This window comes from Thermophagus sp. OGC60D27 (assembly GCF_052400625.1).
Taxonomy (GTDB): domain Bacteria; phylum Bacteroidota; class Bacteroidia; order Bacteroidales; family Marinilabiliaceae; genus Thermophagus.
This window is the reverse complement of the sequence record NZ_JBQTGH010000004.1, coordinates 276547-292994: the sequence shown is the minus strand read 5'-3', so window position 1 is coordinate 292994 and position 16448 is coordinate 276547. Positions and strand designations below refer to the sequence as shown.

The following is a 16448-nucleotide window of genomic DNA, read 5'->3' as shown; positions in this document are numbered from 1 at the left end:
AAACTTTAATCGAATGGAATATAGAGCGTTAATTTAATTTTTAAATCAGTAAAATTAATTACTATGATGAATGGAAGAATCTCGTTTATTTTAGTTCTGTTCTGCTTTCTTTCTGTTTTTGCATCGGGGCAGAATGTGACGGGTAAGGTTCTGGACAAAGAGACAGAAGAACCAATACCCGGAGTTAATATTATTTTAGTGGGTACCGAGAATGGTACCATTACTGATCCCGACGGTAATTTTGAGTTGAACGTTTCGACACAGCCGGCACAACTTCGCTTTTCTTTTATTGGATATGAAAATCAGGTTGTTGATGTTGAACCAGGTCAATTTCTGACCATTTATCTTCAATCTTCGGACCTCCTTCTTGGAGACGTAGTGGTGGTTGGTTATGGTAAAATGCGAAAAGAAAATCTTACCGGATCGGTTTCAAGTATTGACGTAGAAGAAACTCTTGAAGCTCGTCCAATCACTGATGTTGCCAGAGGTCTTCAAGGGGTTACACCTGGTCTGACGATTACAAGTTCTACTGGTGATTTGGGGCAAAACCCTGAAATTAGCCTACGGGGTATTAATGGGTCGCTGAACACCGAAGCTCAACCTTTGATTCTTGTGGATAATGTTGAAGTGCCCAATTTAATGATGATCAATCCCGATGATATTAAATCTATTTCTGTACTTAAAGATGCAGCCTCAGCTTCTATTTATGGTTCTCGAGGTGCTTGGGGGGTCATTCTCATTGAAACAAAAACCGGAGATAAAAGTGATAAAACCAATGTTACCTATTCCAATAACTTTTCCTGGAATACCCCTACCAAGATTCCGGAAATAGCAGGTACTGTTGAAGGCGCAGAAATGGCTTTCGCCGCTTATAAACGTATTAAGCCCAATACCAATGTTATTGGTGGTTTGGGAATGTACGTCGACGAAACTGCTATTCAAAAGATGAAAGAATGGCGGGAACTTTACGGTGGACAAGATTTGGGTAGTGAAATGGTACTTGGAAGAGATTTTGAGTACCGTGATGGAAGTTGGTTTTATTACCGGCCTTGGGATGTTCGTGAACTTTATCTTCGTGATTGGTCGCCCCAACAAAATCATAATTTGACTATAAGTGGCGGAAGCGAAAAAACCACTTATAACCTTTCTTTTGGATATCTTAATCAACGGGGTGCACTAAAAGTTAAACCGGATGAATATAATCGGTATAATGCCACCATTAATGTGCAAACACAGGTTACCAATTGGGCAAAATTTAGAGTTAAAGGAATGATGTCTAAATCTAATACTCAGACTCCTTTTTCCTATAGCGGGACTAAGGCTGATCCCTGGTATTATCTGCTTCGTTGGCCCAAATATTATCCTTATGGAACTTATGAAGGAAAACCATTCCGGAGTTCTATTACCGATGTTTCTCAAGCTAACATGATTGAAGACAAGGAAACATTTCAAAGGGTTTCTATAGGTACTACTTTGAATTTAGCAAAAGATCTTACATTGGATGCCGATTATACTTATTCCGAGAATAATAATCATATTTATGAGCCTGGTGGATGGGCTGAAGGTTATAATTTTTGGGGGAATACCGGTATAAATAATTATATGGTTTATACTAGCTCGTCTTATAACGGTGTTAAATATATTTCTGCCTGGGATGAAACCAGTACTTTTAAAGCTTATACTACTTATGATCATGCTTTTGGAGATCATGCCCTGAAATTGATGGCTGGTACTGATGTAGAATCTTTTGAGTACTGGCGTCATAATTCGGAAAGAAGAGAACTTATTGACAAAGACAAAGCAGAACTCGGTCTTGCAACAGGCGACCAGTATGTGGATGGGGCTCGAAGTCATTGGTCTACTTTAGGTTTCTTTGGCCGGATTAACTATTCATACAAAAATCGTTATTTGTTTGAATTAAATGGCCGATATGATGGTTCTTCCAATTTCCCGTCTAACGACCAATGGGGCTTTTTCCCTTCTTTCTCGGTTGGATATCGTATTACTGAAGAGCCTTTTATGGATTTTGTAAAACCCTATGTTTCATCCTTTAAGCTTAGAGGTTCATGGGGATCCATTGGTAATCATGATGTAGGATCCAATACTTATGTTGCAACTATGGCCTCCGGTAATTCCAATTGGTTAATTAACGGAGTTAATCAACTTACTATTTGGAGTCCACGTGTTGTACCGGAATCTTTGACATGGGAAACTGTAACTACATTAGACATTGGTTTCGATGCTCGATTCCTGGATAACGCTTTGGGCTTAACATTTGACTGGTATCGCCGGACTACCAGTGATATGGTTACTAGTGGCGAAACCTTACCTAATACTTTTGGCGCCAGCGCGCCTCAACAAAATTTTGGGGAGGTACAGACCACAGGATGGGAAATTTCTGTTGACTGGAACCACCAATTTGCCAATGGTCTTAATATTAATGCTACTGCCTCCTTGTTTGACTTTAAGGAAGAGTTGACAAAGTTTGCTGGAAATAGTAAAAATATTTACGGTTATTACGAAGGGAAAAAAATTGGCGAAATATGGGGGTATGAAACCGATCGATTCTTTACAGAAGACGATTTCGTGAAAGATAGTAATGGAGATTTTGTCCTTGATGAGGGGAAATATGTGCTTAAGGATGGTATTCCGTCACAATCGATTTTCGAAAGTGGATGGTTCTTTTATGGACCTGGAGATATAAAATATAAAGATCTTAATGGTGATGGAAAAATCGATTATGGTTCAAATAGCATTGACGACCATGGAGATTTAAAAGTTATTGGAAATTCATTGCCACGGTATCAGTACAGCTTTAGGATTGGTGCTGACTGGAAAGGTGTTGATTTCAGTATCTTCTTCCAGGGTGTTGGCAAAAGAGATTATTGGGCTACAGGACCAGTCTTTATCCCCGGATATCGATACGGTGAAGGATGGTATGAGCACCAGGAAGATTATTGGACACCGGAAAATCCCGATGCTTTTTATCCCCGTCCTACCAGCCATGATTGGACCAATAACGCCAGAAACTTCTTGCGTCAAACGAAATATTTGTTAGATATGTCTTACTTAAGGTGTAAAAACCTTACTGTAGGGTATACGCTTCCTCAATCCTTAGTTTCTCGTGTAGGCATCGATCGTTTGAGACTCTATTTCAGTGGTGAAAATTTATTTGAGTTTGATAACATGAATATTCCTATTGATCCTGAAACCGGAAACCGCGATGGTGCTTATGACTTCGCCTTTGGACGTTCTTATCCTTTCAGAAGAACTGTTTCTTTTGGGCTTCAATTGACTTTATAATTATGCAAAGGGAATCTTTAAGATGTCTAGTCTTCGGAGGTTTAATTTCTTTAAAAATATTGGAGATATGAAATATTTTAAAATATTATTTATATGTGTAACTCTGTTGAATCTTTGGAGTTGCGATGATGATTTTCTGGATAAGCAGCCCATTGATGATATGACCGATGGGAACTATTGGACCAGTGAGGCCAATGTGAGAACATTCTCGCTAGGTTTTTATGAACATTTCTTTACCGGATATGGTAGCGGATGGACTTGGGGGAGCTACTTTTCAGGTCAAAGTCTCAATGATGATTTTGCTCCTTCTAATCCTCCTCAATGGACCAAGAATGTTCCTACTTCTGGTGGCGGCTGGAGTTTTACTTATGTCCGTAAAGCAAACTTGTTTTTAGACAGAATTCAACAAGTTCCATTGGATGAAGAAGCCATGAACCATTGGATGGGGGTTGCACGTTTTTTTAGAGGCCTTGAATATGCCCGTTTGGTTCAAAAATTTGGTGATGTGCCTTGGTTTGATCGTGTTCCTGAACCCGAAGATAAAGATTATCTCTATAAACCCAGAGATTCCAGAACTTATGTCATGGAAAAGGTTTTGGAAGATTTTCAGTTTGCTGCTGAGAATGTAAGAGATGAAGACGGAGAACCTGGTTTGGTAGTAAACCGGGCAGTGGTTTTGGCTTTTATGTCACGAGTAATGCTTTGGGAAGGAACGTTTCAGAAATATCATGAAGTCCCGGATGCCAATGTTCAGAAATTACTGGAAGCGGCTAAATGGGCTGCTAATGAAGTTATGACCAAATTCAACTACCAGGTTGCTCCTGATTATCATGCAATGTTTAGTAGTTTGGATTTGGCAGGTAACCCTGAAATGATCTTATATAGAAGCTACGTTGAGGGTGTTTTAACCCATAGTCTTCTTTCATATGTAAATCAAGAAGCTCAAACGGGTGCTTCAAAAGACTTAATTGAATCTTATCTTTGTTCCGATGGGTTGCCTGTTTCTTTATCTTCAGTTTATAAAGGTGACAAAGGCATTCAAAATGTTATGGCCAATCGTGATCCCAGAATGTATGATACCTTTGTCGAAGATACCCTTAGAATTAATGGAGTTGTTTCCAATTATTCTACTACAGGATATGCTTGCGATAAATTTTTAAATTATGATATTAAGGATGATCCAATTGCTACCAATGCGTATAATCCTACTGATGCTCCGGTAATTAGATATGGTGAAGTTTTGCTTAACTATGCAGAGGCCTGCGCCGAACTTGGTACGCTTACTCAGGAAGATCTTGATCGGTCGATCAATCTGCTGAGAGGACGTTACGAAAATGGTTTACCGGATTTACAAATTATTGGTGGACAACCGGCTGTTAACGATGTTGTATATGATGATCCCGAAAGAGATCCCGAAGTGCCTGCAATGCTTTGGGAAATAAGAAGAGAGAGAAGAATAGAGCTGGTATTTGAAGGGCAACGACTTAGCGATCTAAAGAGATGGAAAAAGCTCGAATATACAGACACTAAGGAAAATACTGATATTAATCGTGGAGCTTACATTCGTGTCGAAGACTTCCCCGGTATGAAAAATGTTACTTTAGAAGGAGATGATGAAGGATATATAATTCCTGCGGTGGCAGAAGAAACTCAAAGACCCTTCACCGATCCTCGGGTTTACTTAGATCCTTTGGCTCTTGATCAAATTACTCTTTACGAGGATAATGGATATACTTTGGAGCAGAACTCAGGATGGGATGAAGTTGAATAGTTTCCTTTTTGTCTGAAATTTTTGTTAAAAGGCCACTTTAGGGTGGCCTTTTTTGGAATAATTGGGTATACTTGTTATAACTTATTTGCCAAAATGAGATGACAATTCGTCAGAAGAAAACGAAATGAGCATGATTAATTAAGATGATCACAAAGTAGTTTGAATAAAAGTTGGGTATGCGAGTTCCATCAGGCCAATAATTTAAGAAAACGGTATACGGATAAAAGATAATTTGGTCGTTAGACATTTAATTAAATCATTCTTATAATGAGTCCTGTTAAATATTTTATATTGATTCTTTTCTTTTGTGGATTTTCAACACATTCCCAAAACGTACTTCCTGCAGCTTATCTTACAGAGCAATATTTTCCTTTATTAAAGAACCAACGTATCGCCATCTTTTCCAATCACACGGGGATGGTTGGCGACGAGCATCTGGTCGATTTATTGCTACGCAATGGGTTTGATGTGATAGGAATTTTTGCTCCGGAGCATGGTTTTCGGGGAACGGCCGATGCCGGCGAACATGTTTCCAACTCGGTGGATGAGAAAACCGGGCTTCCTATTTTTTCATTATATCAAGGAGGGAAGGGATTGGTAGGACAGGATATACTGGAAAAATTTGATGTCTTGGTGGTCGACATTCAAGATGTGGGTACGAGGTTTTACACCTATTATATTACCATGGTGAAATTAATGGATGTTTGTGCCCTTAACAATAAGGAAATGATCATACTTGATCGGCCAAACCCTAACGGTCATTATGTAGATGGCCCTATTCTGGATATGGAGCATAAGTCGGGGGTGGGCTGGTTGCCAATACCGGTGGTGCACGGGATGACCCTGGGAGAACTTGCCTTAATGGTGAACGGAGAAGGTTGGCTACCGGAAGGACGAACGTGTCCTCTGGAGGTTGTTACCTGTGAAAATTACACCCACCAAACCCTTTACAAAGTGCCGATTGCTCCTTCGCCTAATCTGCCGAATATGAAATCAATTTATTTATATCCTTCTCTCTGCTATTTTGAAGCTACCCCTGTCAGTTTAGGTCGAGGTACTTCGAAACCTTTTCAGGTATACGGACATCCCAATATGAAAGGATATGACTTTAGTTTTACGCCTAAAAGTATGCCGGGAGCTAAAAATCCACCTCAATTAAATAAGGAGTGTTTTGGTGTTGATCTCTCGGGATTGTCAGATGAAGAAATTCTGAAGAAGGGAATTGATCTTTCATATCTTATTGAGGCCTATCAAAATCTGAATTTGGGAGATCATTTTTTTCGGCCTTTTTTCGAGAAACTAATAGGGGTGGATTATGTCCGGAAAATGATTATCCAGGGGAAATCGGCCGATGAAATTAAAAATAGGTGGGCCGATGATGTGGAAAAATTTAAAGCCAGAAGAAAAAAATACTTACTTTATAAGGAGTGAAGCGAAGATGGCATTGCCATATACTTGTCTTTAATTGTTTCGAAAAATCAGCTAAATGGTCGAAGTCATCGGCCATTTTTTTAGGTCAGATGGTTGTTCATCATGGAATTGGTTATCGCTGACGCCCATAGATGCTTGTTGTTGGTGATATCATCTGAATTTAATAAGTAATATCATATGGTTGTTAAGGATGATTTCATTTCTTTTTGGATAAAGAAATCATTGATAGGCCAGAACACTGTATAGTTGTCAACAAATAGATGCCCCTGAGTTAAATCTAAAATTAAAATATCGAAATATTTTGCGGCTAAGCAAAATGCAGCCGTCATTTTGCTACTTCATTCAACGTCGATTCATCTACTTCCCTTTTTCTCCCAATCCTCCTCATTCTTGAATATAATTTCTAAGCCTTCTTGATGTTTCCCTAAATGGCATTTTTCAATATTTATTCGTTCCAGTGGTTGTGACGTTTTAATGATTGATGAGTGGCTAAAATGGTTCAAAATGTGCCACCGATTTCGGAGTTTTTGTGCCAGTCATTTCGGTTCAAAATGTGCCACAAAAATCGGAGTTTGATTTTAAGATTTCGGTTCGACTTGTGCCAGTTTGAGAGATCAGGAAAAAACAGATATTGACATTGCATTTAGATGGCATAAGCAATCGGCAAATAGGGGAAATGTTAGGCATTCACCGGAATACCATAAACAGCTACCGACACTTTTTAATTCATGTAAATACCGCAAAGAAGAACTGGTTTCATTGGATAATAGTGAATTACTCAAGCTTTTTCCAATCCATACCACCATCATAAATGCCCGGTATGATAAGCTAATTTTATCCCTTACGACAGATGAGATTCTTCTCTTTGGAAGCTCTCAATAGTGAAATAGAAAGGCTTTTGATCCCCTATAATGATCTTTTGGTGCAACACCGGCAAGCAAGCCGCATGAAGTTGTTTCAATTGTGATTACAATGGTCGACACCATGTGATGGTAATCAACAGGACCATATGATTATAATGATGGACACCATGTGATAGTAATCATCAGGACCAAGTGATTATAATGATGGACACCATGTGATAGTAATCATCAGGACCATGTGATTATAATGATGGACACCATGTGATAGTAATCACCAGGACCATGTGATTATAATGATGGACACCATGTGATAGTAATCACCAGGACCATGTGATTATAATGATAGACACCATGTGATAGTAATCACCAGAACCATGTGATTATAATGATAGACACCATGTGATAGTAATCACCGAAGGGTCTAACCCCCCAAAAAAAAATCAGACAATCGTAAAAACTCAGGAAAATGCAGATTAACGCAATGGCCGATTGGCACCTGCAGCAAATGAAAAACAATCAGTTGACGAATGTTACCCCCCGATGAATATCTGGCATTGCTTACCGATCATGAATGGGAAGACAGACAAAACAAGAAAATACAGCGATTGCTTAAGCAAGCCGGTTTTCGCCAAAAAGCATCCATCGGTGATAAATTATCAGGCCGACAGAAAACCGGATAAAAACATGTTTCAAAGACTCTCTTTTCTTGATTTTATTAAAAAAAACGAGAACCATATTTTCACAGGGCCCTCCGGCGTTATACTCTTATTTTTGCCATATGTATGATGGGATGATCAAAAGTTGTTAATGCTTAGGGAACATTGGTTTTAAAAGATTTCAGTTCAGATTGCTGTGGGACAAAGTAAAAAAACGTTAAAGGTTGAAAAAGCGGTTTAAAAAGATTAATTTGCTTGAGATTAGCAATCGGGGAAATAATGAGAATAGGATTAAACAGCGTCAATTTTTCAAACATCTAAAATCAATTCTATGAAAAAGGAAAGTTTTTTTAAAATGGGATTGGGGATTTTCGTTTTTATGTTGTTAGCAGGCACTGTTGCTGCCCAGCAAATTGAAGTTACGGGTGCGGTGACAGATGCTCATAACGGCGAGCCCATTCCAGGTGTTTCGGTAGTACAAAAAAATACAATGAATGGGTCAATTACCGATTCCGAAGGAATATACCGCATTAGGGTGGACAGAGGTAGTACCATTGTGTTTTCTTTTGTGGGTTTCATTCCGGAGGAAATCGTTGTCGAAGCAGCCGGAACCTATAATGTTGCTCTGAGGGCTGCTGTATTTGATGTGGATGAAGTTGTTGTTACTGCGCTTGGCATCTCCAGACAAAAGAAATCCTTGGGGTATACTGTTAGTTAGGTGGAAAGTGAGGAAGTTTCCAGGGTAAAAGAAACCAATGTGATGAATTCTCTGGCAGGTAGGGTCGCCGGGGTTACCATAACCCAGGGGGCTTTTGGCCCCGGGGGTGGTTCAAGAGTGGTTATCCGGGGTAATAATTCCTTATCGCAGGATAATCAACCTTTATATGTCGTTGATGGTGTTCCTATCGATAATTCCGGTTATGGGTCGGCCAATGAGAATGATGGGGGATCTTATTCCAAAACAGATTACGGGACCGGTATTTCGGATATCAATCCGGATGACATAGCTTCCATCTCGGTCTTGAAAGGACCAAATGCTGCAGCTCTATACGGAAGTCGGGCAGCCAATGGCGTGGTGCTCATTACCACTAAACGAGGGGGAGATTCAGATGGGCTAGGAGTCTCTGTTTCTTCCAGTATCACGTTTGAAAATCCTATGATTTTGCCGGACTATCAAAATCAATATGGACAGGGAACACAGGGCTATGTGCCGCAAAATATTGATGATCTCAAAGAAGCTGGTGGTAGCTGGGGGGACCGTCTGGATGGCTCTGATAAGCTCTATTGGACAGGAGAGGTTAGGCCTTATACAGCCCAGCCAAATAATGTGAAAGATTTTTTTGAAACCGGAAAAACGCTTATCACGAATGTGGCGATTGATGGAGGCGATGAGAACAGAAATGTTAGGTTTTCCTATACCAACACCCATTCCAGTTCAATTTTGCCCAATTCTGGTATAGACAGACATAATTTTTCTCTGCGTGGTTTTACTAAGATCGCTAATAAGTTGACTCTTGATGCAAAAGCCACCTATTTCTATCAGCATGGGGAAAATCGTCCCAAACTGGGCACAGAAGGGGTTATGGCATATGTTTATGCTATCCCCAGAAATGCAAATATCAATGACTATAAAAATTATCAAAACCCGGAGACGTTCGAAGCGGTATCCCATTCCTCGCTTGGGGCAAACCCCTATTGGATGATGTATAATGACCGAAGAGAGGATTGGCGTAACAGATTTCAAGGTTTTTTTAAAGTTCAATACCAATTTACCGACTGGCTGAGTGCTCATGTTCGTGTCGGAACGGATTTTATAAAGCAGAATATTGAAAACGTGGAAGCTTATGGCCATTGGTTCTATAATACCGGTCGGTTTGCTTATAACCAATATCAGGATTCTGAAACCAATGCAGATTTTTTGTTTTTATTTAACAAGAATCTATCCTCTTCATTGAACCTGAGTGCTACTTTGGGAGGCAATCATATGTACTCTGACAGTAGGAGTATGAGAATTAATGGCGACAGTTTTAGAGTTCCAAACGGCCCTCCGGTTAGTATTGCCAGTAATGTGTTTTACGGTTATTCTCCACTGAGCAAAAAGAAGATCAACTCATTGTACGGAACCGCCAGTCTGGGATATAATGACTGGCTATATATAGATGCTTCTTTGCGGAATGACTGGTCGTCTACACTCCCTGAAGGCAACCGCTCCTATTCCTATCCGTCATTAAGTGGATCGGTGCTTCTGAATGAAATGATGGATTTGTCGGGCAGTGTAATGACATTTTCCAAGTTAAGGGTGAGCTGGGCCCAGGTAGGAAATGATACCAGTCCATACATGCTTGAGGATATCTATTCCATTGATGATGCTTCCGATTCTTATCTGGGGCGAACCACCATGAGTAGAAGTTTAACAAAAAATAATTCGGATCTATTGCCCGAAGAAGTCACTTCTGTTGAAGTGGGGGGTGAATTTAGGTTCTTCAACAACCGGCTTTATACCGATTTTAGTTTTTATAATATTAAATCTTCTGATCTGATTTTTGAAGTGCCGATTTCTGCATCTACCGGTTATGCGTACCGAGTTAGCAATGTGGGCGAGATTCAAAACAAAGGATTTGAAATGATGATTGGAGGAACGCCGGTTCAAAGAGGAAAACTGACCTGGGAAACCTCCTTGAATTTTTCTACCAATAAAAATGAACTGAATAAGCTTATCCCTGGGACCGATACCTATGAGTTTGGTGTTACCAACAGTGGGAATATTATTGTTCAAGCTACTGTTGGTGGTGGGTTTGGAGACATTTACGGAACCACCTTTAAGAGGTCGCCTGATGGCGAAATGATTGTCGATGAAATTGGACGTCCGGTCGCCAGTTCAGAAAAAATTCATTTGGGAAATTATCAGCCCGATTGGACAGGAGGATTAACCAATGAAATCACTTATGGGAATTTCTCTCTTCACTTCTTGATTGATGCACGTATTGGTGGTGAAGTTTATTCCGGAACAGATGCCAATTTGGATAATACGGGTGTAAGTACACGCAGTTTGAAATACCGTGAAGAAGGCATTGTGGTTAATGGGGTTAAAGAAGTGGATGACGGGAATGGTAATATAAGTTATGTGCCCAATATTTCTCAAATTACAGCGCAACAGTATTGGGGAAGTGTTTCAGGAATAGGTTCTGAGTATGTTTATGATCAGACGAACATTCGTATGCGAGAGGCCTCTTTTGTTTGGAATATACCCTCTCGTTTATTGGGTGATGGATTCATTAAATCTGCCTCAGTGGGAGTTGTTGGAAGAAATCTATTTTTCATCTATAAGGAGATGGACAACTTTGATCCCGAATTGAGCTATAGTACCAGTACCTTTTCCCAGGGAATGTTGTTTAACCCGCTTCCCTCAAGTCGTAGCATCGGCTTCAATGTAAATGTTAAGTTTTAATCATTAAAATTGAACGTATTATGAAACTATATAAAGCATTTGTCGTCATAATAGTTGCATTGATGTTTGTTAATTGCACCGACGATTTCAGTGATATTAATCAGAACCCTTCGGCCATAAATGCCGGTGATATATCGGCCAGGTATTTTATTACCAAGAGTCAGGTTAAATTGATGGCGCCTGACCGTTATCCCTATTGGCGGGCACATCTTATTCATGCCGACCGTTATGCAGGTCATTTTTGTTTTGGACATTCTGTGTCGTGGTGGTCCGATGAATTGGGATATTCCTTTAATGGGGGATATACCGATGCTGCATGGGATTGGTTGGAGGGTTATACCGGAAATATTGTTACCTACCTTCAGCTTACCGGACCGGGAGGCGACAAAGAAAACTCCTTGGCATATGCTACGGCCTTGATTATTAAAAGCATCTATTATCAGTATTTTACGGACGTGTTTGGGGATGTGCCCTATTCAGAGGCCGGAAATCTTGATGTTTTGCTACCTAAATTTGATGCTCAGCGTGATATTTATGAAGGCATTATTGAGGATCTTACACAGGCCATGACGTTGATAGGTGATGCCGAAAGAACGGGTGATGGTGAAGAAGACCTGGGGGAGAATGATCTCTTTTATGGAGGAGACCTTCAGAAATGGAAAAAACTGGCTAATACGTTAAAATTAAGGGCTGGGTTAAGGGCTTTGGGGGCATCGGATGCAGACTTTGCCGAAACTGCTGTTTCAGAGGCTTTGGCTGCGCCACTGCTTTCATCCGAAGAGGATAATGCTTTGTTGCCAAAAGATAATGAAATTAGCCAGTGGAATAGTGCCTGTTATGGTGATGTCTGGTATAACTTTATTGGCGGTGGAAGCTGGACGGTGAGTCAGGATCTGATAAATCATTTGAAAGACAATGGTGATCCCCGTTTAACCAAATATGCACAACCGGCTGTTGGCGGTGAAGGTATTGAAATTCCGTGGCCGGAAAGTGATGATGAAGCAATGTATCAAAAACGAAAGAATTTTATATTGGATGCGCTCGACAGGGCCGGCGCTGTTTATGAGGAAGTTGTTGGGGAGGATGGTGTATCGACTATTAATATGGCTGAAAATACTTATTATGTGGGACAACCAGTCCGGTTAAGGCAGGAAATGAAAAATTATGCTCGATTTAGCTTGTTTAGCACTCCCTCTCAGTATATTATTCAAGCCAAAGGGGAAGATGAGCCTATTGCCCCTGAAATTGTCTTGACCACCGCTGAATCTTACTTTTTGCAGGCTGAAGCCATCGTGAGGGGAGTGGGTTCAGGTGATGCCAATGCGCTTTATCGCCAGGGAATTCGTTATGCCATGTTGTTGTGGGATGTGGAACCCTCGGAAATCGATGACTATTTGATGAATTCTCCCATGGCCAATCTGGACGGTGGCAATGATCTGGAAAAGATTGCCATTCAAAGATGGTTGGCCTATTATACCGAAGGTTTTCAAGCCTGGGCGGTCGTTCGTGATCTCGGATTCCCGGCTGATTTGGCCGACGGTGTTGACGACCCAGAAATTTTTGGCTACGGAAATATTGCCGGGAAGTATCCTACAAGAATGAGGTATGGTTCCAATGCTTATTCCAGAAATAACGAGAATCTTCAGGACGCCATCGATAGGCAGGGACCTGACCAACAGGACACCGAACTTTGGTGGGCAAAGTAGGAAAAGCCGAAATCCTTGGTTTGTATTACCTGCCTGGAAAAACAAAGATCAATCATTTTAAAGAGCTACCTTTTTAGGGGTGGCTCTTTTTTATTGGTTAATGAAGGTCGTCTGCTGTGGGGTGTTGGGGGAAAGTTGAATTTTTAGCCGTAATTTCTGCGTAGTATGTCAGAAGTATTATAACTTTGATCCGTTAAACTTTTTCTCAAGAGTCATTTAAGAATCAGTGTATCACGATGAATGCAAGAAATAGTATCACAAAAGAATTTAAGAAAGAAATAAATAAGTTAATACCGGAGTCTCGCATATATACAGATCCATTATACACCCTGGCCAAGGGTACTGATGCCGGATTTTACAGGTTGATTCCTCAAATGGTATTAAGGGTGGAAACTGAGGACGAAATGGCCGAAGTGCTTCAAGTATGTTCTCGTCATCGCGTCCCTATCACTTTTAAATCGGGAGGGACAAGCCTAAGTGGACAGACCATTTCCGACTCTGTATTGATAGAAACCGGAGAAGGCTTTTCCGAATATCGAATATCGGAAGATGGAAAATTGGCCACATTTCAAAGTGGAATAACCGGTGCTATGGCCAATGTGCGGTTATCACCCTTCGGACGAAAGTTGGGGCCCAGTCCGGCCTCGATTAATTCGGCGCGGATTGGAGGTATTGTCTCCAATAATGCCAGTGGATCCAGCTATGGCATCCGTTATAATAGTTATAATACGATTGATGGAATGCGTATTGTAATGTATGATGGAACCATTCTAGATACCCGGGATGGGGCTTCCTGTGATAAGTTCCGGGCTAAATATTCCGACATGTTGGCTCAGTTGTCTCAGCTGTCGCAATTGGCCAAGTCTTCCGAAGCCATTAAAGCCAAGATCCGACATAAATATGAATTAAAAAATACTTGCGGGTATGGCGTTAATGCACTTGTTGATTTTGAGGATCCCATAGATATCCTTCAGCATTTAATGGTCGGTTCGGAGGGAACGTTGGGCTTTATTTCGGAAGTCACCTTTCGGACTGTAAAGGACTATCCGTTGAAAGCCACGGCATTGGTCTTTTTTAAGGATATTCAATCCGCTTGTGATGCGATTCTTCCTCTTCGTAAGTGCGAAGTGAGTGCTGCCGAATTGATGGATCGCAATGCATTACGATCTGTGGAAAAAAAACCGGGGATGCCTTCTGTGCTGAAAGAATTGAAAGAGGATGTGGTGGCTTTGTTGATTGAAACGTCTGCCGGGGATCCTGATGGTTTAAACGATCAAATCAATGCCATTGAAAGGGCTTTGGAAGGATTTAAGACGGTCTATTCTGTTTCCTTTACCACCGATACCATGGAGTATAACCGGTTGTGGCGCGTGAGAAAAGGTTTGTTTACCTCTGCTGCCGCTTCCCGTCCCAAGGGTACGGCATGTATTATTGAAGATATTGCTTTTCGGGCCGAGGTGTTGGGCGATGCTTTGGTTGAAATGAAAAAACTGCTCGAGGAATACAGTTATGAGGGCTATGTAATTTGGGGTCATTTATTGGATGGGAATATCCATTTTGTTATGATGCCCGATTTTAATGACCCCAAGGGCTTGGATAAGTACCGCCGTTTTATGGACGACCTGGTACATTTGGTAATTGACCGATTTGACGGAAGTCTGAAAGCTGAGCATGGGACCGGACGTAATATGGCTCCTTTTGTGCAGAAAGAGTGGGGAGAAGATATTTATCAGCTGATGAAGCGAATTAAAGATCTCTTTGATCCTTTAGGAATCTTAAATCCCGGTGTTATTCTGAATGATGATTCGCAAATCCATCTGAAAAATCTTAAGCCGTTGCCGGTGGCTAATGATTTGATTGATAAATGTATTGAGTGTGGCTTTTGTGAGGTGAACTGTCCTTCGCGTGGACTGACGCTCACACCTCGTCAGCGGATTGTTGCGTACCGCGAAATGCATCGGTTGGCTCTTGCAGACGGTGACAGCCAACGATTGAGAGAACTTCAAAAAAGATACAAATATAATGGTGACGCGACGTGTGCCACCGACGGGTTATGCGAACTGGCCTGCCCGGTGGATATCAATACCGGAAAGTTGATTAAGGAGCTTCGATTTGATACCAACTCTTCGGCTGGAAATCGGCTGGCTACATGGATTTCCAACCATATGGGGTTGGTGACGCGATGGATGCGTCTTTTGTTGGGCTTTGTCGGGCTTATCCACAAGGTGGTAGGTACTCCAGTGATGAAAGGGGTTGCCGGGTTGTTGTTTAAAGTTACCGGCCGACGGCTGCCTTTGTGGAATCCCTATATGCCTCATGGAGGGCCGTCCGGAAAAGTTTATCAGGTTAACGATCATTCCACCATGAAAGATACGGTCGTTTATTTTCCCACATGTATCAACCGAACAATGGGAAAATCGGCTGATTATAAGAAGGAGATGTCAGTGGTTCAAAAAACCAAACAGTTGCTTGAAAAAGCAGGGTTCCGGGTTATATTTCCTGAAGGATTAATGAATCTTTGCTGCGGGATGGCTTTTGACAGTAAAGGGTTTAAAGCACAGGGATTGGCTAAAGCCAAAGAGCTTAATGTGGCTTTGCTGACAGCTTCTCAGGAGGGGAAATATCCGGTTTATTGTGATATGAGCCCCTGTCTGTTAAGAATGAAAGAGACGCTGTCTGAAAAGCTCCACTTATATGAGCCCGTGGAGTTTATCCTAAAGTATTTTCCCGGAAGGTTACAATTTGAACCGCTACCTAAAAAAGTGGCTATCCATACCACTTGCAGCAGCACTAAAATGGGGTTGGAAACAAAAATATTACAGCTGGCACAAATGTGTGCTTCAGAAGTGGTGGTACCCGATGAGGTGGGATGTTGTGGATGGGCCGGCGACCGCGGATTTACTCATCCGGAGCTGAATGCGGCGGCATTGAAACCACTGAAGAAACAGCTTCCCAAAGATGTGCATGAAGGGTATAGTACCAGTCGTACCTGTGAGATCGGTCTCTCCCTGCATAGTGGGATCTCATATAAATCTATTGTCTATTTGGTGGATGAAGCGACAAAGGTAATGGGGTGATGGCGTGTGGCAGATCGGCTGACTACCTGATTTTAACTTGTATGAGCGATAGAATCGGTGGTTTTAGGCTCTAACAGAAAAAAGAGCATTGGAGGTTTGAAAAAGAAGAGAATGACATCGACTTTAATCTTGGAATGGAGAAATCAACTATAACCCGAAAAAAAACAGCAGTCCCCTGAATATTGCAAAAGAA

9 protein-coding genes are annotated in these 16448 nt (G+C 41.2%); all 9 read left to right on the top strand.

Features of this window, described 5'->3' with window-relative positions:
• The first annotated feature begins 63 nt into the window (after positions 1-63).
• The 9 genes from ACT29H_RS07140 to ACT29H_RS07100 all read left to right on the top strand — a co-directional run bounded on the left by ACT29H_RS07140 (position 64) and on the right by ACT29H_RS07100 (position 16255).
• A complete protein-coding gene (locus ACT29H_RS07140; protein WP_444820925.1) occupies positions 64-3303 on the top strand; it encodes a SusC/RagA family TonB-linked outer membrane protein in 3240 nt (1079 codons plus the stop codon).
• Positions 3304-3370: 67 nt separating this feature from the next.
• Positions 3371-5074 carry a RagB/SusD family nutrient uptake outer membrane protein gene (locus ACT29H_RS07135; RefSeq protein WP_444820924.1) on the top strand — a complete coding sequence of 568 codons (1704 nt, stop codon included), beginning with the start codon at positions 3371-3373 and terminating at the stop codon, positions 5072-5074.
• A gap of 267 nt (positions 5075-5341) precedes the next feature.
• Positions 5342-6505, top strand: coding sequence for an exo-beta-N-acetylmuramidase NamZ family protein (locus tag ACT29H_RS07130; protein WP_444820923.1), 1164 nt, complete (start codon positions 5342-5344; stop codon positions 6503-6505).
• 606 nt (positions 6506-7111) lie between these two features.
• A complete protein-coding gene (locus ACT29H_RS07125) occupies positions 7112-7387 on the top strand; it encodes a hypothetical protein (RefSeq protein ID WP_444820922.1) in 276 nt (91 codons plus the stop codon).
• A gap of 508 nt (positions 7388-7895) precedes the next feature.
• On the top strand, positions 7896-8048 hold the full coding sequence (locus ACT29H_RS07120; protein ID WP_444820921.1) for a hypothetical protein: 153 nt from the start codon (positions 7896-7898) through the stop codon (positions 8046-8048).
• A 307-nt stretch (positions 8049-8355) separates the two neighbouring features.
• Positions 8356-8742 (top strand): carboxypeptidase-like regulatory domain-containing protein, encoded by a 387-nt coding sequence (locus ACT29H_RS07115; RefSeq protein WP_444820920.1) that lies wholly within the window; start codon positions 8356-8358, stop codon positions 8740-8742.
• Positions 8743-11472 carry a SusC/RagA family TonB-linked outer membrane protein gene (locus ACT29H_RS07110; RefSeq protein ID WP_444820919.1) on the top strand — a complete coding sequence of 910 codons (2730 nt, stop codon included), beginning with the start codon at positions 8743-8745 and terminating at the stop codon, positions 11470-11472.
• A 20-nt stretch (positions 11473-11492) separates the two neighbouring features.
• Positions 11493-13178: a SusD/RagB family nutrient-binding outer membrane lipoprotein gene (locus tag ACT29H_RS07105; RefSeq protein WP_444820918.1), complete on the top strand. Its 1686-nt coding sequence runs from the start codon at positions 11493-11495 to the stop codon at positions 13176-13178.
• 236 nt (positions 13179-13414) lie between these two features.
• Positions 13415-16255, top strand: a complete 2841-nt coding sequence (locus ACT29H_RS07100; protein ID WP_444820917.1) for an FAD-binding and (Fe-S)-binding domain-containing protein — start codon at positions 13415-13417, stop codon at positions 16253-16255.
• Positions 16256-16448: the final 193 nt, after the last annotated feature.